The organism is Alcaligenes sp. GCM10023179, assembly GCF_042653705.1.
Classification (GTDB): Bacteria; Pseudomonadota; Gammaproteobacteria; order Burkholderiales; family Burkholderiaceae_B; genus Alcaligenes; species Alcaligenes phenolicus.
Genome location: NZ_JBHSIQ010000002.1, coordinates 675,410 through 695,921 on the forward strand (window position 1 = coordinate 675,410; position 20,512 = coordinate 695,921).

The following is a 20,512-nucleotide window of genomic DNA, read 5'->3' on the forward strand; positions in this document are numbered from 1 at the left end:
AGCAGTTAGAACTGCACCTCGCCGTCCCAATAACCCGGGGTGTTGTAGATGGCTCGCAAATAGTCGATAAAACGTCGCACTTTGGCTGGCAGATAACGCTGCTGCTGATACACCGCCTGGATGTCGTAGCTGGGAATCTCGAACTCATTCAGCACCGTCACCAGCTCGCCCCGCTTGAGTTCTGGCTGAATTTCCCAGGTGGAGCGCCAGCCAATCCCCCAACCTTGCTTGACCCAATTAAAGAGCAATTCACCATCATTGCAGTCCAGATCACCATCAACCCGTACCGCCAAAGGACGACCATCCCGCAAGAAGGTCCAGCCGCGTTGCTGCCCACCCTGCAAGTTGAACGCCAGGCAGTTATGACGAGCCAGATCTTCCGGTACGCGCGGCACCCCGTGACGCTCGAAATACTCGGGCGTACCACACACCACACGCCGGTTCGGATACAGACGTACCGCCACATAGTTGGGGTCGGTGACCTCGCCAATACGCAAGGCCATGTCATAACCTTCGCGCACCAGATCTACCACGCTGTCGGTGAAGTTGAAAGACAGCTTCAGCTCGGGGTAACGCTTCTTGAAGGACAAGGCATGCGGTGCCACATGACGACGCCCAAAGGCAGCCGGAGCCGATACCACCAGGTGCCCGCGCACCACTTTACGCTGGGCGCTGATGCTGGCTTCGGCCTCTTCAAAGTCCTTCAGAATTTGTTTGCACTGCTCCAGAAACTGCTCGCCAAGATCAGTCAACGTCAGCCCGCGCGTGGACCGGTGCATCAAACGCACTCCCAGTCTCTGCTCCAAGGCATCCAGGCGCCTACCCATCACCACCGGGGTAACGCCTTCGATCACGGACGCAGCCGCAAAACTGCCTTTTTCAGCGACCAGCGCAAAACTTCGAATTTCGGTATAACGGCTCATTCAATACTCCAAGTATCGATAGAAACAATCGTACCACCATTTCTAGGCAGGGCTATCACTCCTTATTATCGAGTTGTGAATTTCGTCAAACGATGATCTAGGAGATATCAATGGCTCGAATGAGAGCAGTGGACGCCGCCGCCGCGATTTTACGTAAAGAAGGCGTGAGCACCGTATTTGGCGTGCCTGGCGCCGCAATCAACCCCTTCTACTCCGCACTGCGCAAGGAAGGTGGCTTTGATCACATTCTCGCCCGCCACGTGGAAGGCGCTTCCCACATGGCCGAAGGTTTTACCCGTGCCAATCCCGGCAATATCGGCGTATGTATCGGTACTTCCGGCCCCGCTGGCACAGACATGATCACCGGCCTGTACTCCGCATCGGCTGACTCGATCCCAATTCTGTGCATTACCGGCCAGGCCCCTCGTGCCCGCCTGTACAAGGAAGACTTCCAGGCCGTGGACATTGAATCCATTGCCAAGCCCGTGACCAAGTGGGCCGTCACCGTGCGCGAACCCGATCTGATCCCGCGCGTGTTCCAGCAGGCTTTCCACATCATGCGCTCTGGCCGTCCTGGTCCTGTGCTGATCGATATGCCTATCGACGTGCAAATGACCGAGATCGAATTTGATCTGGATACCTACTCCCCGCTGGAAGCCTACAAGCCTGCTGCCACCCGTGCCCAGGCTGAAAAAGCCATCGAACTGCTGAACGCTTCCGAGCGTCCGCTGATCGTATCCGGTGGCGGCGTCATCAACGCCAACGCATCCGAGCTGCTGCAGGAATTTGCCGAGCTGGTCAACGTACCCGTTATCCCGACCCTGATGGGCTGGGGTACTGTGGCCGACGATCACCCATTGATGGCTGGCATGGTTGGCCTGCAAACCTCGCACCGCTACGGCAACCAGACCTTGCTGGCATCGGACTTTGTATTCGGTATCGGTAACCGCTGGGCCAACCGCCACACCGGTTCCGTAGACGTCTACACCGAAGGCCGCAAGTTCGTGCACGTGGACATTGAGCCTACACAGATCGGCCGTGTATTTGGCCCTGATCTGGGTATTGCCTCGGACGCTGGCGCTGCACTGAAGCTGTTCATTGAAGTGGCCAAGGAGTACAAGGCTGCCGGCAAGCTGCGCGACCGCGCCGCCTGGGTAGCCGACTGCCAGAAACGCAAGGCCACCTTGCAGCGCAAGACCAATTTCGACAACGTGCCCCTGAAGCCTCAGCGCGTTTACGAAGAAATGAACCGCGCCTTTGGCCCTTCGACCACCTACGTCAGCACCATTGGTCTGTCGCAGATTGCTGCCGCCCAGTTCCTGCACGTGTACAAACCACGTCACTGGATCAACTGCGGTCAGGCAGGCCCATTGGGCTGGACGATTCCTGCTGCACTGGGTGTGGTTGCGGCTGACCCCGGTCGCGAAGTGGTAGCCATTTCGGGCGACTACGACTTCCAGTTCATGATTGAAGAGCTGGCCGTAGGCGCACAATTCAAGCTGCCTTACCTGCACATTCTGGTCAACAACGCCTACCTGGGTCTGATCCGTCAGGCACAGCGCGGCTTTGAGATGGACTATTGTGTACAACTGGCCTTTGACAACATCAACGCCCCTGAAACCGAAGGTTATGGTGTGGATCACATCACCGTGGTGGAAGGCCTGGGTTGCAAGGCCATCCGCGTACACAAACCCGAAGACATCCAGCCCGCCATTGAACAGGCTCGCGCATGGATGAAAGAGTTCAGCGTGCCGGTTGTGATCGAACTGATCCTGGAGCGCGTCACCAACATTGCCATGGGTACCGAGCTGCACAATGTGACGGAATTCGAGTCCCTGGCCGAAGCGGGTATTGACGCCCCCACCGCCATCTCGCTGATGGACTGATTGCTGATTTAAAAAACGGAGTAGCACTATGCCAAAATTTGCCGCCAACCTGACCATGCTGTTTAACGAGCACGACTTCCTGGATCGCTTCCAGGCAGCGGCCGAAGCTGGTTTCAAGGGAGTGGAGTACCTGTTCCCCTACGCCTACGACAAACAGCAGCTGGCTGACAAACTGCAACAACACGGTTTGACCCAAGTGTTGCACAACCTGCCTGCGGGCGACTGGGACGGCGGCGAGCGCGGCATTGCAATCCTGCCCGAGCGCGTGGGTGAATTCCAGGACGGCGTAGGCCGTGCCATTGAATACGCCACCGCGCTGGGCTGCAAACAAGTCAACTGCCTGGCTGGCAAGCTGGCCGAAGGTGCAGACCGCGAACTGGCTCACAAGACCTTGGTCAGCAATCTGCAGTTTGCTGCCGCCAAGTTGAAAGACGCCGGCCTGCGCCTGCTGGTTGAACCCATCAATACCTTCGACATTCCAGGTTTCTACCTGAACCGTACCGAACAGGCCGCGGCGCTGTTGCAGGACGTGGGTTCGGACAATCTGTTCATCCAGTACGACGTCTACCACGCCCAGCGCATGGAAGGCGAGCTGGCCGCCACCATGAAAAAGCACCTGGACAAGATTGCACACATCCAGATCGCGGATAACCCAGGCCGCAACGAACCGGGCACAGGCGAGATCAACTACGCCTGGCTGTTCAAGTACATCGACAGCATTGGCTACCAGGGCTGGATCGGCGGCGAGTACAAGCCCGCCGGCGTGACCAAGGATGGCCTGGGCTGGATGACTGAACTGACTGAAGTCACTGCCTGATCGTCGAATACCTGCAGATAATTATTAGGAGATTACACAATGGCTAAAATCGGTTTTATTGGTTTGGGCATCATGGGCGCACCCATGGCCGTCAACCTGATCAAAGGTGGTCATGAGCTGTTTGCCTACACCCGTGGCGACTTCCCCAAAAGCGTGAAAGAAGCCGGCGCCACCGTTTGCGCCAACGGCACCGAAGTAACCCGTCAGGCTGACATCATCATCACGATGGTGCCCGACACCCCGCACGTGGAAGATGCGCTGTTTGGCGAAGACGGCATTGCCGCCGGTCTGAGCGCTGGCAAGATCGTGGTGGACATGAGCTCCATCTCCCCCGTGGCCACGAAAGACTTTGCCGAGCGCATCGTCAAGCTGGGCTGCGAATACCTGGACGCTCCTGTGTCCGGTGGCGAAGTCGGTGCCAAGGCTGGCTCGCTGACCATCATGGTCGGCGGCAAGCAGGAAGCCTTCGACAAGGTCAAGCCCCTGTTTGAACTGATGGGCAAGAACATCACCCTGGTCGGCAGCTACGGCGACGGCCAGATCACCAAAGTGGCCAACCAGATCATCGTGGCCTTGACCATTGAAGCCGTGGGCGAAGCCCTGTTGCTGGCCTCCAAGGCCGGTGCCGATGCGGGCAAGGTTCGTGAAGCGCTGATGGGCGGTTTCGCCAACTCCCGTATTCTGGAAGTTCACGGTGAGCGCATGGTCAAGCGCACGTTTGATCCAGGCTTCCGCATCGAACTGCACCAGAAAGACTTGAACCTGGCCCTGACCACGGCGCGCCAGCTGGGTGTAGCACTGCCCAACACCGCAACGGCCCAGGAGCTGTTCAATACCTGCGCCGCCCACGGTGGCGCCGCACAAGACCACTCCGCCATGGTCCGCGCTCTGGAAATCATGGCCAACTACGAGATTGGTCAATAAGATCGGTTCAAGGATGCTCCCGTCCGGACTGGTTTTTTCCAGATATCAAGCCAGTACGACCGGGACATCCAGCAAGCGGGCTGCGGCCCGCTTTTTTTTACCGCCAAGCCCCCCCCAGACAGCACACCCTTTCTAGAAGGCTGCAAGTCAAAGCGGGGATGTGAAGGCGTGTTGTAGCGCAGTAAGATGGTTTGTTGCCGTCGCTCTGCATTAGGATTGACCCATGAAGATCGAGCCACAAGACTTACTCAGCAAAATGTTTCAAGCTGCCGTCAACGCGGCTCAGCCTGAACATTGCATCCCGCCTTATCTGCCCGATGCGCCCAAAGGCCGCACCATTGTGATCGGTGCTGGCAAAGCATCGGCGGCGATGGCCCAGGCACTGGAGCGTCACTGGGACAAAGGCCCCATCAGCGGTGTTGTCGTCACCCGCTATGGCTACGGCGTGCCTTGTGATCACATCAAGATTCTGGAGGCCTCTCACCCGGTCCCCGATCAAGCCGGTGAAGACGCGGCCCGCGAAATTTTGCGCACGGTCAGCGATCTGAACGAAGACGATCTGGTTATTTGCCTGATTTCCGGTGGCGGCTCGTCTCTGCTGCCCTTGGCCGGAGAAGGCATCACGCTGGCGGACAAGCAAGCCATCAACAAAGCGCTGCTCAAATCGGGCGCTTCAATTGGTGAGATGAACACGGTACGCCGCCACTTATCTGCCATCAAAGGTGGCCGTCTGGCAGCGGCTTGCGCCCCCGCCCGCGTCCTGAACCTGCTGATTTCCGATGTTCCCGGCGACAAGCCCATGGACATCGCTTCTGGCCCCACGGTGGCAGATCCCACCACGTGCGAGCAAGCGCTGGAAATCATTACCCGCTACGGCATCGAGATTCCAGCCGCAGCCCGTGCCCTGCTGGAGAGCGGCGATGGCGAAACCATCAAACCCGACGATCCACGCCTGGCTCATGTCACCACCCATCTGGTTGCTACACCCCAATTGGCCCTGCTGGCTGCAGCTCGTGTCGCTGAAGCCCGTGGCGTGCGTCCCGTCTTGCTGGGCGACAGCATTGAAGGCGAAGCGCGCGATGTAGGCAAAGTCATGGCTGGTATTGCCCTGAGCGTTTCCCAGCATGGCCAGCCTGCCCAGGCCCCCTGCGTGCTGCTCTCGGGCGGAGAAACCACCGTGACCTTGCGCGGCCAGGGCCGTGGCGGTCGCAATGTGGAGTTTCTGTTGTCCACCGCCATTGCCTTGAACGGGGCACCCGGTATCTACGGTTTGGCAGGCGATACCGACGGTGTGGATGGCCAGGAAGAAATTGCCGGAGCCTTCTGCGGTCCGGACACTTTGGAGCGTGCTTGGCAACAAGGTATACGCCCAAGGGCCAGTCTGGACAATAATGATGGTCATGGCTTCTTTGAAGCCTTGGATGACGCATTGGTTACGGGCCCTACCCTGACCAACGTCAACGATTTCCGTGCAATTCTGGTTTTACCCCCTAGCGATTAACGCTTTTCTTAAAGGACTGGACATGAGAGACACGAAAGTACTGACCCTGGCCGATGTTAAAAAAATTGCTGCTGCTGCCGAGCAAGAAGCGCTGAAGAACAACTGGGCTGTCAGCATCGCCATTTGCGATGCAGGCGGTCACGCGCTCTGGATGCAACGTATGGACGGCGCTCCCTTGATGAGCGCGCAGGTTGCTCCCGCCAAGGCACACACATGCGTGCTGGGCGGTGGCAAGCCCAGCAAGGTTTTTGAAGACATGGTCAACAATGGTCGCTTTGCCGCTCTGTCCATGCCCATCACGCCACTGGAAGGCGGCGAGCCGATTGTGGTGGACGGTCAAGTCATTGGTGCAGTCGGCGTGTCCGGCGTAAAGGCACCTGAAGACGCTCAGATCGCCCGCGCCGGTATCGCTGCTCTTTGAGCTATCGATCCCCCTAAGGACAACAACCCATGAAACGTCAACGTCATTCCCGCATTCTGGCTACCCTGGGTCCTGCCAGTTCTACGCCAGAACGCATTCGTGAACTGTTCGAGGCCGGCGCTGATGTGTTCCGCCTGAACTTCAGCCACGGCACACATGAAGACCATGCCGCGCGCTATCACACCATTCGTCAGATTGAAAAGGAAACCGGTCGCAGTATCGGTATTCTGATGGACCTGCAAGGGCCCAAGCTGCGCGTTGGCAAAATGCAAGATGGCCGCGTGACATTGGAAACCGGCCAGAAATTCCGCCTGGACCTGGACCCCGCCGAAGGGACCAGCCAGCGTGCCTACCTGCCTCACCCCGAAATCTTCGCTGCACTGGAAGATGGGACAGACCTGCTGCTCGATGACGGCAAGCTGCGTCTGCGTGTGGACAGCTTTGGTCCGGATTTTGCAGAAACCACGGTCATGGTCGGCGGCCCGCTGTCCGACCGCAAGGGCGTGAACGTACCCGGCGTGGTACTGCCTATCTCGCCCTTGACCGAAAAAGACCTGATCGATCTGAAGTTTGGACTGGAATTGGGCGTGGATTGGGTTGCGCTGTCCTTTGTGCAACGTCCTGGCGACATCCGTGAAGCCCGCGAGCTGATCGGCGACAAGGCCTGGATCATGGCCAAGCTGGAAAAACCGCAAGCGCTGGAACACCTGGAAGAAATTGTCCAGCTGTGTGATGGCGTGATGGTGGCACGTGGCGACCTGGGCGTGGAAGTCCCACCCCAGCGCGTGCCTGTGTTGCAGCGTCAAATCGTGCGTACTGCCCGTGCGGCAGGCCGTCCGGTGGTCGTCGCTACACAGATGCTGGAATCCATGATTACCTCGCCGGTGCCTACACGTGCTGAAGCTTCCGACGTGGCTACCGCCATCTATTCGGGTGCCGATGCCGTCATGCTGTCCGCCGAATCGGCCTCCGGCCAGTTTCCACTGGAAGCGGTGTCCATCATGGACAGCATCATCAAGGAGATCGAAAACGATCCTAGCTGGCGCACCATTCTGGAAGCCAACCACAGCACCGCTGAAGCCAGCACCGCAGACGCGATCTGCTGCGCCCTGCGTCGCGTGGCCAGCATTCTGGAACCGGCAACGAACGTGGCCTACACCACGACTGGCTTTAGCGCCTTGCGTGCCAGCCGTGAACGGCCCATCGCCCCTATCCTGGCACTGACACCCCGTGTGGAAACCGCACGCCGTCTGGCCTTGGCCTGGGGCGTCCATGCCGTGCCTTGCGAGGACGTCAGCGATCTGGGCGAGATGATCGACCACGCTACCGATATGGCAGCGCAACATGAGTTCGCCCAGGCGGGCGACACCATCGTGATGATTGCCGGTGTTCCTTTTGGCACCAGCGGTCGCACCAACCTGCTGCATGTGGCCACAGTTCCACAGAAGTAAGGTCGCTCGACCTTGGCGATAAAAAAAAGCCTTGTCCATCTACATGATGGGCAAGGCTTTTCCTATTCAGACTGTGCAGTATTTTTTTCACGTGAAGCCAAAACAGCGACGGCGAGCCGCACGGGCATCAACAAGGCCAGAAGCCCCGTGAATGCTGGCCCTTCAAGACAGGACACTCACAAACAAAGGATACGGGCAAAAAAAAACCCGAGATCTAGAGATCTCGGGCAAATCCACCAAAGGAGGAGGGTGGAGGAGACAATCGTGGCAAGTTGGGCTACCAGATAAAGTATCGAGCCAGAAAGCTAAGGGTTATTACGCTTGTGCTTTTTTCCCGCTTTCTTTTCAACATCCAATAACTAAAGTCTACCCACAAAAATGGTGCAATGCAAGATAAATGCTGTGGAAAACCCTTAGATGCCCATCTTGTCGCTTTAATGCATCAATTCCCTAGCGCAAATCTCATTCCAGGTATCTAGTCGTTAACCCTAAGCCGCCAAACAAGCTCCAAACCTACAAAGCAAAACGGGTCAATTACTGACCCGTTTTGCTACTTGCATCCATGAAGGCTCGGCACTCATCAATAAGTGATTTGGCCCAGAACCCCGTTTTACAGGCGATAAGCCGTCGTCGTCATGACTTTGGACATCATGCGCATCAAGGTTTTAACGGGTGGAGGCAAACCCACAGCCCCGTGATTCTCGGCGGTACGACGATGCTCAATCTCGTCATCGCGCATTTTTTCTACGATCCGGCGCGAGCGATTGTCTGTAGCAGGCAAGGACTCCAGATGGCTTTCCAGATGCTCTTCAACCTGGCGCTCGGTCTCGGCCATAAAGCCCAGGTTATAAGGCACCCCTGCCCGGCTGGCGAGCAAGCCTAACGCGAAAGAACCGGCATACCACAAGGGGTTGAACACGCTGGGGCGGCTATCGAGCTCGCGCAAACGGTCATCGCACCAGGACAGGTGATCCACCTCTTCCTGCGCAGCTTGCAGCAGCACTTCGGTTGCCTGGGGATCTTTGCACAACATGGCCTGGCTACGGTACAAGGCTTGGGCGCAAATCTCGCCTACATGGTTCACACGCATCAAGCCGGCAGCATGGCGGGCTTCGTCAGCCGTAATCTCGGACACTTCCTTGCCAGCGGGATTCGGGCGCGACGCGCGTGCCGAACGTCCCAATACTTCCAGGGCCCGATTCGTCTCGCTCAGAATCTGGTCAAAAAAGCTGTTGCGTCGGTACAGACGGGTATCGCTGTTGGAAACGGTATGGCTCATGAGGACACCTGCAAAACAAAATGGATGGGTATTATTGCCGCAAAAAGGCGATCACTGCCTTGCTCTCAGACAAGAGCCAAAGCAATGGCAGCACACAAGCCATGATAACCAGGCCTATGCCGGCAATCTCTTGGTCAGACTGCAGATAGAAATTACAGAGCCGAACCGGATTGTCGTAATACAGCAGACCAACAATGGCCATCATCCAACTGAAGTTACCAAAGAAGAACAGACGAAACACCAGATGGGCGCGGCGCCAGGACTCCATGAACAACATGCCCATCAAGACCAGACCGATATATTTGGCAGTGGCCATGGGAGGCGATACCAGCACATCGTCCAGTGCTTTGGGAACCATCCAGTAAGCCGCCGCAAAGCTGACCATGATCAGGCCAGGCAAACCATATTCATTCAAGGCGTAATACGGGCGTAGTAAAGACTGCATGGCAGCCGAACGTCCAACTCCCTGGTAGCGCAAGGCCAGTTGCAAGGTAATGCCCGACAGGACCAACAAGGGAATATGCACCAGCATGTGCAGACTCATGGAGGCGGTCAGCGGGCGATCCCAGAAGGCTGCGGCAGCAAACAGCAAAGCTGCCACCAATGCCAGGGCACTACCAAAATAAGGACGTACTTTAGGGGATTCGACGACACGTTTTAAAGACATTACATCGCTCCCTTCTTATCCAGATCCTCGAGGGCACGCTTGGCATACGCCAGGGCCAACATAGGTTCACCGTAATCCACGATACGACCCAGGCGCGGTTCGGCACTGACAACGTGATAGGCCGCGTTGTGCTCGTACTCATCAAAAGGGGCGGGAATAACGACGATACCAAAATCATCCAGCACACGTTGACGCTGTTCGCCGGGCATCATGGTGACAAATTGCCAGACATCCGGGTTGGCCTTCATGGTTTTGCTATAGCGGCGCAGGTGATCAGGCGAATCGGTGGGATCAAAACTGATGCTCAGCAGGCGGATACGGTCCTGCAAGCCTTCGTCCACAATCGCTTTTTGCAGTTGCTGATACTCCGAGCCCATCGCCAGACATAGCGTGACACAGCGGGTATAGATGAAATTGACGATGGTGATACGGCCATCGTTTTGCAGCAGAGAGCTTAGCTGGGTACTGCCCCCGGCAGGGAGCAGTACTTCGACATCGGAGATCAGACGCGGCGAAGCGGCAACATCATTGCGACGGGCCGTCTCGGCTGTCAGGGCGGAGAACCCTTGCGTCAAATGGGCCAGTGCCCCAATACCCAGGGCGAAGACCAGGAGAATACTTATAAATAGTCTCATCGCTGGCCCATCATTTCAGTCTTACTCTTCCATGGGAGCCAGATCAGCGTCCCCATTCCAATGATCGGTTTTATCAGCTGTTTTTTCACGTTCGGCTTTGACAAAGGCCACGTCCACAGGATCGGCGCTATTGCCACCCAATTCTGTACGCAGGTAATTAACAACGGCCGTCATTTCCTCGTCATTGAACTTCTCGCGGAACTCGGGCATCGCACCATTGTACTTATTCCCCTTGACCGTGATCTCACCCGTAATACCGTGCAGCATGATCTGGACCAAAACTTCAGGCTTGCGCAGTACCCATTCGGAACCCACCAGCGGAGGGAACACGCCTGGAACACCGGCGCCCGTTGCCTGGTGACAGGCGGCACATTGGGCTACGAACAGCTGCTGACCATCTACCGCGCCTTCTGGCAATTCGAAGTCGGCAACGATACGGTTGTCGCCCACGGTTGCGTCATGGCTCAGGTCACTGCTGAAAATATAGTAGATGCCCCACAGGAACAGACCTGCAATGATCAGCAGAACCACCCAAGGGATCGGTGCTGCGTTTTCTTCCGGATCGGAATGCTCACGCAGCTGTGCTTCATATTTACGATTGTCGCTCATTCTAATTCTCCGAGGCGCCCCGCCTTGCGGGGCGCGCTAGCTCAGCAATGCCTGTTTATTTGATAACGCTGGCTGGCGCTACGGGATACGTACGATCCAGCGCCAACAGGTATTCAACCAGGTCCAGGGCCTCTTGCTTGGCCACAACCACCTTGCCTTCTGGTGCGAAATCACCTGGCAAGTTGACAACCTTGTCGCCTTCCTCTGCCTTGTCCTTGAGCTCGAACATGAAGGGGTAAGAAGGCATATTGCTGCCAGGAGTATAAGCACGAGGCTGATACAAGTGACCCAGGTGCCAGTCCACGCTAGGCTGACGAGCACCAATATTGAGCAAGTCTGGACCAGTACGCATGGTGCCGAGCAGGTGAGGTGTGTCGTAGAAGTAGTCGCCTGCTACCGAGGCACGACCCCAGCCACGCTGGAAGTCAGGAGCCTGGTTCTGGCTGCGTGGCTGCTGCGAGTGACAGTAGACACAGCCCATATCAATGTATTGCTGACGGCCGCGCAGTTGCACTTCCGTGTAAGGCTTCAGGCCTGGAGAAGGCTCCACCTTTTTAACTTGCAGGTAAGGGACAACGACCAGAGCCGATGTGGCCAGGGCGAGCGTCACCATGGCGCCGCCCAATAGTTTGTATTCGCTTTCCATGACTAAATCATGCCTCCACTACATTGCGAGTTGCCGAGCGCTGGTGAAACAGGGCTGGACCAATACGACGGCTGCCATAGCGCAAAGCCATTGCCACAAAGTGGAAGGCAAACACAAGGTGACCCAGAGTCATCAAACCACCACCAATCGAGCGCGACTTCAGGTAAGGCATCGTGACAAACACCGATTCCATGAAGGCTTTGGCAGGATCAAGCATGGCCAGACCTTGCAGCCAACCGCCAATGCTCAGACCAATAGCGTAGATGGAGAAACCAATCACAACCAGCCAGAAGTGCAGGGAGATCAGTTTGGGGTAAGGCCACTCCCAGGACAGCACGCGCGGCATCACGTAGTAGATGGCACCGAACATCACGATGGTAAAGAAGCCGTACAAGCCGATGTGGGCGTGGGCAACCGTGAAGTGCGTGAAGTGGGTAATCGTGTTGATGCTGCGCAGCGCTTCAAAAGAACCTTGAATGGAGCTGACGGTGTACATCATGCCGCCCAGCACGATAAAGCGCAGGGTGGGCGAGTGAATCAGGGTACGGAAGTGACCCTTCATGGTGTAGTGCTGGTTGATCGAGAAAGCCAGCACAGGGATGATCATCATCATGCTTTGCACGATGGACAGGGTAACCATCCACTGGGGCACAGGACCGCCAACCAGGTGGTGACCACCAACCTGACCGTAGAAAAATGCCAGACCCCAGAAACCCACCAGAGACAGGTTGTAGGAGCTGATAGGCTGACCGATGATCTTGGGCAGGAAGTAATACACCGAAGCCAGAGCCATCGGGGTGTAGAACAGACCCAGCACGTTGTGGCCAAACCACCAGTTCATGGTTGCTTGTTCAACACCCACGTGCACGGCAGGCAGGTTACCGACCAGGAACAGGATAGGGAACCAGAACAGGGCTGCGCCCATGTACCACACCGACACATACAGGTGGTGAGCACGACGGTTTTGCAAGGTGAAGACCAAAGGCAAGGCAGCCAGAGCACCACCGATAACCATCAGGATATCAACCTGCCAAGGCATTTCCAGCCATTCCATACCGTCGGTGATACCCATCGCGATACATGTCAGGCCGATAGCCAGGCCAATGTTCCACAAGATCCCGCCCGTGATGGCATAACGCGCACCGATCAGGGGAGTCTTGAGCAAACGAGGCAGCATCCACATGGCAACGCCGAACGCGGCCATTGGAGCCCAGCCGTAAGCCACACCGTTCAGGTGCAGCGTACGCATGCGACCAAAGGTCATCCAGGCGTGTTGCGTCAGAAATTCGGGATCGTGCAGCTTGATCGAGCTGATCAAGCCTGCCGTCGAGGCAAAGATCAGCCAGAAGACCGAACAGGCCAGCAAAATGAAAGTGACCTTGGCGGAGGAGCGGTCGGCTTCCACGCGTTCTGCCAATTCAAGGCTCAGCGCCTGACGATCTTCAGCCGAAATTGCCTTGCGGCCCATTTCTTCTTGAAGTGCCTGACGTTGTTCAGGGGTGGCGGAGGGGTCATCTACCTGCCCGATTTCGCCTTTGGAGAAGATCTCTCGCGAAGCAGCGGGACTGTGGTCAAAGAAGTTACGGCGTAACGACCAGATGAAAACAAAGAGTCCTGTAACGGACAATATGAAAGCTAGTAGCAGTATTGAAACGGTATTCACAATGATCCAGGCCTGGTTAATGTGAAGCTGCCAAGCAGCTCGGCGGCACCTTGACGCGTCGCAGATCAAAAGAGCATGGACGCAAAAAATCTGCGACTGCCTAGGTCGCGAGAGCCGTCATGTTAAAACACCCGCTTGTGACGTCCGAATAAAGCCCCCATTGAAAGCAAGGTTTATTGAGACAGAACAAATACGAGCACGACATTTTTTGGTATACGGGCGACAGCCATTATAGGCGAGGGTAAACCCCTGTGACATATCTGTTTCAAAATGCCGTGTACCGCACAGCATTTTATCCTAGGACAAATAACAAAACCAGTCTAAATCTTACAAAGAGCATGGTTCTGCTCTGATTTGTCCATATGGAATTTCTTATACGGGTGCCACATCCGCCACCATCAGATGCCCTGAGAAGTAACAAGGCTCACATCCGGGCTTCACATTTCAATTAGCAATAAAGCTGCAAAAATCCGCGTCAAATCACGCTAAACCTGGTTTCCATCCAGGCGCGACACAGCCCTCATCAAAAAGTACAATCACCGCTATCAATCTACTGACGAGTCTTGGCTCGCACTGCAAACAAAGGAATTCATATGGAATGCACAATCGACTGGGGCGGCAAAGACGGAATGTTGTTCGTTGCCCGTACAGGCAGTGGTCATGTGACGGCCATGGACGGTGCACCCGAAGGTGGCGGCAATAACCTGGCTCCACGCCCCATGGAAATGCTGCTGACCGGCGCCGGTGGCTGCGCAGCCTACGACGTGGTGCTGATCCTCAAGCGTGGTCGGCACGCCATTACCGGCTGCCAGGTCAAGCTGACCGCCGAACGCGCCGACACCGACCCCAAAGTCTTTACCAAGATTCACTTCACTTTTGTGGTCACTGGCAAGGATCTGCCCCAGGCCGCGGTTGAGCGTGCCGTACAACTGTCGCACGACAAGTACTGCTCCGCTTCGGCCATGCTGGGCAAAACAGCCGAGATCACCTATTCCGTCGACATTCAGCAAGCCTGAGGCCACCATGTCCCTGTATCCCTACGAAGACCTGCTGCGCCTGGTCTACACCCAAGGCACTCCCAAAGGGGACCGCACCGGCACCGGCACGAACTCGGTATTTGGTCACCAAATGCGCTTCGATCTGTCGCAGGGTTTCCCGCTGATCACCACCAAGAAACTGCATACCCGCAGCATCTTTATTGAGTTGCTGTGGTTTTTGCGTGGTGAGTCCAATGTGCGCTGGCTGCAAGAGCGCGGCGTATCCATCTGGGACGAATGGGCCGATAAGGACGGCAATCTGGGCCCGGTCTATGGTGTGCAATGGCGTTCCTGGCCCACTCCCGATGGCCGTCATATCGACCAGATCAGTCAGTTGGTGGAACAGATCCGCAAAAACCCCGACTCACGCCGCCTGATTGTTTCGGCCTGGAACGTAGCGGATGTGGGCCAGATGGCCCTGCCCCCATGCCACGCCCTGTTCCAGTTTTATGTGGCAGACGGCAAGCTGTCTTGCCAGCTCTACCAGCGCAGTGCCGATATTTTCCTGGGCGTGCCCTTCAATATCGCCAGCTACGCCTTGCTGACTCACATGATGGCGCAGCAATGTGATCTGGAAGTGGGCGATTTCATCTGGACCGGCGGCGACTGCCACCTGTACTCCAACCACTTCGAGCAAGCAGAGCTACAGCTCTCGCGCGAGCCTCGCCCCTACCCCAAGCTGACGATCAAGCGCAAACCTGCCAGTCTGTTTGATTACGAGTACGAAGACTTCGAAATCACCGACTACGATCCTCATCCCCACATCAAGGCGCCGGTTGCCGTATGAGTTCCACTCCTTTCATTCGCCTGGTCGTTGCCTATGCGGCCAATCGCTGCATTGGCAAGGACAATGACCTGCCCTGGCGCCTGCCTTCCGATTTGCAGCACTTCAAACGCGTAACCATGGGTTTGCCCATCATCATGGGCCGCAAGACCTGGGAGTCGCTGGGCCGTCCTTTGCCTGGCCGTCCAAATCTGGTTATCAGCCGCAATGCGGATTACCAGGCAGAGGGTGCACAGGTGTTCAGCAATCTGGACGACGCCCTGGCCGCTTGCCCTGGCTTTGAGACGGCTTGTGTGATTGGTGGCGAACAGCTTTTCCGTCTGGCCCTGCCTGTGGCGCAGGAACTGATCGCAACCGAGATCAAGGCTGATGTGGACGGGGATACTTTCTTTCCCGAACTGCCCGCCGGAGAGTGGCAAGAAGTGGAGCGCCTGCCTCAGCCTGAGGAAAACGGTTTCACTTACGACTACGTGACCTACCGTCGCCGTAGTTAAGAAAACCGGCTACTTGGCCCAAGCTATCCGTCTCACTGCACGCTTAACCGCGTAGGCTCGAAACCAAATAAAAGGCCTGAATCCGATGACACGGATTCAGGCCTTTTTTGCGATCAGTCCGCCGAAATCAGGCAAGACCAAGGCGTATTCCTGCTAACTCAATATCTGAACTTACTCAGCCACCGCTGCATAAGCAGGGCCATCCAGCAAACCTTGCAGATCAGCCGGATTGTCAGCCTTGAGCTTGAAAATCCAGGTATCAAATGGAGCTTCATTGATCAGATGCGGTGCATCGGACAAGGCCTGGTTGAACTCCACCAGCTCGCCCGCTACAGGCGCGTAAATGTCGGAGGCGGCCTTCACCGACTCCACCACACCCGCTGTAGCACCCGCAGCCAGACGCGTCCCTGGGGTGAAGTCACCCACAAACACCAGGTCGCCCAACTGATCTTGAGCAAAGTCGGTAATGCCAACCAGCACAACACCGTCTTCATCTTTGGCCCACTCGTGGCTTACCACGTACTTTCTATCTCCTGGCAGCTGCATATCGCCTCCCTGACTGACCAGCCAACAATTCCGATGATTTCAGAAACGGCAGCAGACCATGCCCACTGCCCTTCCTGCTCGCATACTTAACCCCTGCTCTGCCTGTGCCTTCAAAGCACGTGCACACGCTGCTGCCGACGCCCAGGCCCATTGGAAGTTATACCCGCCCAGCCAGCCGGTGACATCGACCGCTTCACCGATGAAGTACAGACCAGGTACTTTACGCGCTTCCATGCTCTTCTGATTGAGCTCGCGTGTATCCACGCCACCGCTCATCACTTCCGCCTTTTTATAGCCTGCGGTGCCACTAGGTTTCAACTCCCAGCCATTAATCACCTGTCCCACCGTGCGCAACACGCGATCCGGCAGATCAGCTAGACGTTGCTGTCCCACGCCTTTGGGCAACAAGTCCGAGGTATCCAGCCACTGCTCGACCAGACGGCGCGGCCACAAGGTCGACAAGACCGTGACCAATTGCTGACGGTTACCCGCTTTCAGATCCAATAATTGTTGCGCGATGTCCTGACCGGGAGCCAGGTCCACACTAATGCTCTCGCCCGACTGCCAGTAGCTGGAGATCTGCAAGATACCCGGCCCGGACAAGCCACGGTGCGTAAACAGCAGATCTTCCAAAAAGGCCTGACGTTGCTTGCCCTGCCCTGTGCTGACCTCCACCTCCAAAGCCATGCCGCTCAAGGCAGAAAATGGCTTCCAATCCCGACCGTCAAAGGTCAAAGGGACTAGAGCGGGGTGTGGCTCAATCACTTTCAGCCCAAAGTGACGCGCCACGCGCAAGGCATAGTCCGTGGAACCCAGCTGCGGAATCGCCATGCCGCCCGTGGCAATCACCACTTGCAAGGCATTCAAATCCCCCTGACCGGTGCGCAGCACAAAGCCTTCCTCGGTACGGCCAATGGACTGCACCGAACAGGGCATGCGCCAGGACACCTGCCCTTTCAAACACTCCTGACGCAGCATCTGGATGATGGACTCGCTGGAGTCATCACAGAACAACTGGCCTTTGTGCTTTTCATGAAAGCCGATGCGGTACTCCCGCACCAGCTCCAGAAAATCCTGAGGGGTATAGCCCGCCAAGGCCGAACGGCAAAAATGCGGGTTCTTGGACAGAAAATTCTCGGGTGAGGTGCCCGTATTCGTGAAGTTGCAGCGCCCTCCACCGGAAATACGGATTTTCTCGGCCAGCTTTTCAGCGTGATCAATCAGTACCACTCGCAAGCCACGCTGGCCTGCGATACTGGCAGCCATCATACCGGCCGCACCTGCGCCGATGACGGCAACATCAAAAAAAGGGATCACGCGGATTTACTCGTTGGTTTCAGACTCAAGCACACAATCTACGTAGTAGCGTGGCAGTCCATCAGGGCCGATATCCTGCGCCAGTCCATGCACATAGGTCTCAAAGCCAGGGAAGCGGGCATTGAACTCGCGCGCAAATTGCAGGTACTCCACAATGCGCGAGTTAAAGCGTTCGCCAGGAATCAGCAAAGGAATGCCTGGGGGGTAAGGCGTTAGCAAGACACCCGTCACACGGCCTTCCAGTTCGTCAATGCCAACGCGCTCGATATCGCCGTGCGCCATCTTGGCATAGGCGTCCGAAGGTTTCAGAGCGGGAATCATGTCGCTCAGGTAAACCTCGGTCGTCAGGCGAGCCAGATCGTACTTGCGGTAAGCCTGGTGAATCTGCTGACACAGGTCACGCAAGCCCATGCGCTCGTAGGTAGGCTGAGTCTTGCAGAAGTCCGGCAAAATGCGCCACATGGGCTGATTGCGGTCGTAATCGTCCTTGAACTGCTGCAAGGCGGTCAACAAGGTATTCCAGCGGCCCTTGGTGATGCCAATGGTGAACAGAATAAAGAAGGAGTACAGGCCGGTTTTCTCGACTACCACGCCGTGCTCAGCCAGATACTTGGAGACCAGAGCGGCAGGAATACCCTGTTCAGCAAAGGTGCCGGAAATATCCAGGCCAGGAGTCACTACCGTGGCTTTGACCGGGTCCAGCATGTTGAAGTTGGTCGACAACTTGCCAAAGCCGTGCCACTCCGCATCGGAGCGCAGAATCCAGTCGTCGCGCTCGCCTATGCCTTCTTCGGGCAGATTGTCCGGTCCCCAAACCTTGAACCACCAGTCGTTCTCGCCGTATTCCTTGGACACCTTGCGCATGGCGCGACGAAAGTCCATGGCCTCGCAAATGCTTTCCTCGACCAGGGCGGTGCCGCCGGGCGGCTCCATCATGGCCGCCGCCACATCACAGGACGCAATAATCGCGTACTGCGGGCTGGTGCTGGTGTGCATCAGGTAGGCTTCATTGAACACGTTGCGGTCCAAGGGGCGGTTCTCCGCATCCTGCACCGTAATCTGGGACGCCTGCGACAGGCCAGCCAGCATTTTATGCGTGGAGTGCGTGGCGTAGATCATGGTGTCTTTGGTGCGCGGACGGTCCGCACCAATGGCGTGCATGTCGTGATAGAAATCGTGGAACGCCGCATGCGGCAACCAGGCCTCATCAAAATGCAGCGTGGGGATCTTGGAATCCAGAGTCTCCTTGATCATTTCCACGTTGTAGATCACGCCATCGTAAGTACTTTGCGTCAGCGTCAGAATACGAGGCTTCTTGTTCTTGGCCTTGCTGGCAAAGGGATTGGCCTCGATCTTGCGCGCAATGTTTTCCGGCAGGAATTCGTCTTGTGGAATGGGACCAATAATGCCCAGGTGGTTGCGCGTGGGGCGCAGGAACACTGGGATAGCGCCCGTCATGGTAATGGCATGCAGGATCGACTTGTGGCAGTTACGGTCCACTACCACCACGTCGTTATTGGCCACATTGGCGTGCCAGACGATCTTGTTGGACGTGGACGTTCCGTTCGTCACGAAAAAGCAGTGGTCGGCATGGAAGATGCGGGCAGCATTGCGCTCGGCCTCGGCCACCGGGCCGGTGTGGTCCAGCAGCTGGCCCAATTCATCGACCGCATTACAGACGTCGGCACGCAGCATGTTTTCACCAAAAAACTGGTGAAACATCTGGCCAACCGGGCTTTTCAGAAAGGCTACGCCTCCCGAGTGCCCTGGGCAGTGCCATGAATAGGAGCCGTCAGAAGCGTACTTGACCAGCTCGCGGAAAAACGGCGGCGCCAGGCTTTCCAGGTAGGAGCGGGCTTCGCGGATGATGTGACGCGCCACGAACTCGGGCGTGTCCTCAAACATGTGAATGAAGCCGTGCAGCTCGCGCAAAATATCGTTGGGGATATGCTGCGAGGTGCGTGTCTCGCCGTACAGATAGATGGGGATGTCCTCGTTGCGGAACCGCAGCTCGCCAATAAAGGAGCGCAGGTTCTTGATCGCATTGGCGACATCCTCCGGGGAATCCACATCGAATTCCTCATCATCAATCGACAAAATGAAGGCGCTCGCGCGGCTTTGCTGTTGCGCAAAAGAACTAAGGTCACCATAGCTGGTGACCCCGAGAACCTCTACGCCTTCGGCCTCTATCGCCGAGGCCAGGGCTCGAATGCCCAGGCCCGACGTATTTTCGGAACGGTAGTCTTCGTCGATGATGACGATGGGAAAACGAAACTTCATCCAGAACTCCTAGGTACGAGGCAGGGTAACGCCTAGCTGACCTTGATATTTGCCGCCGCGGTCGCGGTACGACACTTCGCACACTTCATCGCTTTCAAAGAACAACATCTGTGCACACCCTTCACCGGCGTAAATCTTGGCTGGCAGCGGGGTGGTGTTGGAAAACTCCAGGGTGACGTGGCCTTCCCACTCGGGTTCCAGCGGAGTCACGTTCACGATGATGCCGCAACGGGCATAGGTGCTCTTGCCCAGACACATGGTCAACACACTGCGAGGAATACGGAAGTACTCAACCGTGCGGGCCAGCGCGAAAGAATTGGGCGGAATAATGCACACATCACCGACAAAATCCACAAAGGATTTCTCATCGAAAGCCTTGGGGTCCACGATGGTCGAGTTGATGTTGGTGAAAATTTTGAATTCGTTGGCACAACGCACATCGTAGCCATAGCTGCTGGTGCCGTAGCTGACGATACGTTGTCCGTCTACATTGCGCACTTGGCCTGGTTCGAAAGGCTCGATCATGCCCTGGGCAGCAGCCCGCCGAATCCAACGGTCGCTTTTGATACTCATAAGAAATTAGCCGCCTTAAATCAGTAACCGGTTATTTTATCGTTTAGATACACACACAA

20 protein-coding genes are annotated in these 20,512 nt (G+C 56.6%); 9 read left to right on the plus strand and 11 right to left on the minus strand.

Annotated features, from left to right (window positions below; all coding sequences use genetic code 11):
• Positions 1–5: 5 nt before the first annotated feature.
• On the minus strand, positions 6–923 hold the full coding sequence (locus tag ACFPDR_RS12440; RefSeq protein ID WP_026485032.1) for a LysR family transcriptional regulator: 918 nt from the start codon (positions 921–923) through the stop codon (positions 6–8).
• A gap of 110 nt (positions 924–1,033) precedes the next feature.
• On the opposite strand from ACFPDR_RS12440, the gene gcl reads away from it, so the two are divergent.
• From gcl to pyk, 6 genes are all read left to right on the plus strand, one after another.
• Positions 1,034–2,809 carry a glyoxylate carboligase gene (gene gcl, locus ACFPDR_RS12445; protein ID WP_376911189.1) on the plus strand — a complete coding sequence of 592 codons (1,776 nt, stop codon included), beginning with the start codon at positions 1,034–1,036 and terminating at the stop codon, positions 2,807–2,809.
• Between the two features lie 28 nt (positions 2,810–2,837).
• Positions 2,838–3,626: a hydroxypyruvate isomerase gene (gene hyi, locus ACFPDR_RS12450; protein WP_026485030.1), complete on the plus strand. Its 789-nt coding sequence runs from the start codon at positions 2,838–2,840 to the stop codon at positions 3,624–3,626.
• A gap of 39 nt (positions 3,627–3,665) precedes the next feature.
• On the plus strand, positions 3,666–4,550 hold the full coding sequence (locus tag ACFPDR_RS12455; RefSeq protein WP_203145114.1) for a 2-hydroxy-3-oxopropionate reductase: 885 nt from the start codon (positions 3,666–3,668) through the stop codon (positions 4,548–4,550).
• 223 nt (positions 4,551–4,773) lie between these two features.
• Positions 4,774–6,051: a glycerate kinase type-2 family protein gene (locus ACFPDR_RS12460; RefSeq protein WP_060186272.1), complete on the plus strand. Its 1,278-nt coding sequence runs from the start codon at positions 4,774–4,776 to the stop codon at positions 6,049–6,051.
• A gap of 22 nt (positions 6,052–6,073) precedes the next feature.
• The gene (locus ACFPDR_RS12465) at positions 6,074–6,472 is read left to right on the plus strand and encodes a GlcG/HbpS family heme-binding protein (RefSeq protein WP_009461115.1); all 399 of its coding nucleotides are present in this window, start codon (positions 6,074–6,076) and stop codon (positions 6,470–6,472) included.
• 29 nt (positions 6,473–6,501) lie between these two features.
• Entirely contained in the window at positions 6,502–7,923 is a 1,422-nt protein-coding gene (pyk, locus tag ACFPDR_RS12470) for a pyruvate kinase (RefSeq protein ID WP_009461116.1), read from the plus strand.
• A gap of 610 nt (positions 7,924–8,533) precedes the next feature.
• On the opposite strand, the gene coq7 is transcribed toward pyk, so the two are convergent.
• The 6 genes from coq7 to ACFPDR_RS12500 are packed head-to-tail and all read right to left on the minus strand — an operon-like array spanning position 8,534 to position 13,422.
• Positions 8,534–9,202, minus strand: a complete 669-nt coding sequence (gene coq7 / locus ACFPDR_RS12475; RefSeq protein ID WP_009461117.1) for a 2-polyprenyl-3-methyl-6-methoxy-1,4-benzoquinone monooxygenase — start codon at positions 9,200–9,202, stop codon at positions 8,534–8,536.
• Positions 9,203–9,233: 31 nt separating this feature from the next.
• A complete protein-coding gene (locus ACFPDR_RS12480; RefSeq protein ID WP_035271257.1) occupies positions 9,234–9,869 on the minus strand; it encodes a hypothetical protein in 636 nt (211 codons plus the stop codon).
• Positions 9,869–10,504, minus strand: a complete 636-nt coding sequence (locus ACFPDR_RS12485; protein ID WP_009461119.1) for an SCO family protein — start codon at positions 10,502–10,504, stop codon at positions 9,869–9,871. The genes ACFPDR_RS12480 and ACFPDR_RS12485 overlap by 1 nt, the downstream gene beginning before the upstream one ends.
• Positions 10,505–10,525: 21 nt before the next feature.
• Positions 10,526–11,113 (minus strand): c-type cytochrome, encoded by a 588-nt coding sequence (locus ACFPDR_RS12490; RefSeq protein WP_026485026.1) that lies wholly within the window; start codon positions 11,111–11,113, stop codon positions 10,526–10,528.
• A 55-nt stretch (positions 11,114–11,168) separates the two neighbouring features.
• A complete protein-coding gene (locus tag ACFPDR_RS12495) occupies positions 11,169–11,759 on the minus strand; it encodes a cbb3-type cytochrome c oxidase subunit II (protein WP_026485025.1) in 591 nt (196 codons plus the stop codon).
• A gap of 7 nt (positions 11,760–11,766) precedes the next feature.
• Positions 11,767–13,422 carry a cbb3-type cytochrome c oxidase subunit I gene (locus ACFPDR_RS12500; RefSeq protein ID WP_035271261.1) on the minus strand — a complete coding sequence of 552 codons (1,656 nt, stop codon included), beginning with the start codon at positions 13,420–13,422 and terminating at the stop codon, positions 11,767–11,769.
• 593 nt (positions 13,423–14,015) lie between these two features.
• On the opposite strand from ACFPDR_RS12500, the gene ACFPDR_RS12505 reads away from it, so the two are divergent.
• The 3 genes from ACFPDR_RS12505 to ACFPDR_RS12515 are packed head-to-tail and all read left to right on the plus strand — an operon-like array spanning position 14,016 to position 15,737.
• Positions 14,016–14,438 (plus strand): OsmC family protein, encoded by a 423-nt coding sequence (locus ACFPDR_RS12505; protein WP_009461122.1) that lies wholly within the window; start codon positions 14,016–14,018, stop codon positions 14,436–14,438.
• 7 nt (positions 14,439–14,445) lie between these two features.
• A complete protein-coding gene (locus ACFPDR_RS12510; RefSeq protein WP_009461123.1) occupies positions 14,446–15,246 on the plus strand; it encodes a thymidylate synthase in 801 nt (266 codons plus the stop codon).
• Positions 15,243–15,737 (plus strand): dihydrofolate reductase, encoded by a 495-nt coding sequence (locus ACFPDR_RS12515; protein WP_376911190.1) that lies wholly within the window; start codon positions 15,243–15,245, stop codon positions 15,735–15,737. Before ACFPDR_RS12510 ends, ACFPDR_RS12515 begins: the two co-directional genes overlap by 4 nt.
• A 171-nt stretch (positions 15,738–15,908) precedes the next feature.
• On the opposite strand, the gene gcvH is transcribed toward ACFPDR_RS12515, so the two are convergent.
• The 4 genes from gcvH to dcd are packed head-to-tail and all read right to left on the minus strand — an operon-like array spanning position 15,909 to position 20,453.
• A complete protein-coding gene (gene gcvH / locus ACFPDR_RS12520) occupies positions 15,909–16,283 on the minus strand; it encodes a glycine cleavage system protein GcvH (protein ID WP_021446974.1) in 375 nt (124 codons plus the stop codon).
• 39 nt (positions 16,284–16,322) lie between these two features.
• Positions 16,323–17,600, minus strand: coding sequence for an NAD(P)/FAD-dependent oxidoreductase (locus ACFPDR_RS12525; protein WP_376911191.1), 1,278 nt, complete (start codon positions 17,598–17,600; stop codon positions 16,323–16,325).
• Positions 17,601–17,606: 6 nt separating this feature from the next.
• Positions 17,607–19,880, minus strand: a complete 2,274-nt coding sequence (locus tag ACFPDR_RS12530) for an arginine/lysine/ornithine decarboxylase (protein WP_026485019.1) — start codon at positions 19,878–19,880, stop codon at positions 17,607–17,609.
• Between the two features lie 9 nt (positions 19,881–19,889).
• Positions 19,890–20,453, minus strand: coding sequence for a dCTP deaminase (gene dcd, locus ACFPDR_RS12535; RefSeq protein WP_009461128.1), 564 nt, complete (start codon positions 20,451–20,453; stop codon positions 19,890–19,892).
• Between the last annotated feature and the right edge of the window lie 59 nt (positions 20,454–20,512).

Excerpts from the sequence above, each read along its gene's own strand:
- ACFPDR_RS12440 (WP_026485032.1), bottom strand. The coding sequence starts at position 923 with ATGAGCCGTTATACCGAAATTCGAAGTTTTGCGCTGGTCGCTGAAAAA.
- gcl (WP_376911189.1), top strand. The coding sequence starts at position 1,034 with ATGGCTCGAATGAGAGCAGTGGACGCCGCCGCCGCGATTTTACGTAAA.
- hyi (WP_026485030.1), top strand. The coding sequence starts at position 2,838 with ATGCCAAAATTTGCCGCCAACCTGACCATGCTGTTTAACGAGCACGAC.
- ACFPDR_RS12455 (WP_203145114.1), top strand. The coding sequence starts at position 3,666 with ATGGCTAAAATCGGTTTTATTGGTTTGGGCATCATGGGCGCACCCATG.
- ACFPDR_RS12460 (WP_060186272.1), top strand. The coding sequence starts at position 4,774 with ATGAAGATCGAGCCACAAGACTTACTCAGCAAAATGTTTCAAGCTGCC.
- ACFPDR_RS12465 (WP_009461115.1), top strand. The coding sequence starts at position 6,074 with ATGAGAGACACGAAAGTACTGACCCTGGCCGATGTTAAAAAAATTGCT.
- pyk (WP_009461116.1), top strand. The coding sequence starts at position 6,502 with ATGAAACGTCAACGTCATTCCCGCATTCTGGCTACCCTGGGTCCTGCC.
- coq7 (WP_009461117.1), bottom strand. The coding sequence starts at position 9,202 with ATGAGCCATACCGTTTCCAACAGCGATACCCGTCTGTACCGACGCAAC.
- ACFPDR_RS12480 (WP_035271257.1), bottom strand. The coding sequence starts at position 9,869 with ATGTCTTTAAAACGTGTCGTCGAATCCCCTAAAGTACGTCCTTATTTT.
- ACFPDR_RS12485 (WP_009461119.1), bottom strand. The coding sequence starts at position 10,504 with ATGAGACTATTTATAAGTATTCTCCTGGTCTTCGCCCTGGGTATTGGG.
- ACFPDR_RS12490 (WP_026485026.1), bottom strand. The coding sequence starts at position 11,113 with ATGAGCGACAATCGTAAATATGAAGCACAGCTGCGTGAGCATTCCGAT.
- ACFPDR_RS12495 (WP_026485025.1), bottom strand. The coding sequence starts at position 11,759 with ATGGAAAGCGAATACAAACTATTGGGCGGCGCCATGGTGACGCTCGCC.
- ACFPDR_RS12505 (WP_009461122.1), top strand. The coding sequence starts at position 14,016 with ATGGAATGCACAATCGACTGGGGCGGCAAAGACGGAATGTTGTTCGTT.
- ACFPDR_RS12510 (WP_009461123.1), top strand. The coding sequence starts at position 14,446 with ATGTCCCTGTATCCCTACGAAGACCTGCTGCGCCTGGTCTACACCCAA.
- ACFPDR_RS12515 (WP_376911190.1), top strand. The coding sequence starts at position 15,243 with ATGAGTTCCACTCCTTTCATTCGCCTGGTCGTTGCCTATGCGGCCAAT.
- gcvH (WP_021446974.1), bottom strand. The coding sequence starts at position 16,283 with ATGCAGCTGCCAGGAGATAGAAAGTACGTGGTAAGCCACGAGTGGGCC.
- ACFPDR_RS12530 (WP_026485019.1), bottom strand. The coding sequence starts at position 19,880 with ATGAAGTTTCGTTTTCCCATCGTCATCATCGACGAAGACTACCGTTCC.
- dcd (WP_009461128.1), bottom strand. The coding sequence starts at position 20,453 with ATGAGTATCAAAAGCGACCGTTGGATTCGGCGGGCTGCTGCCCAGGGC.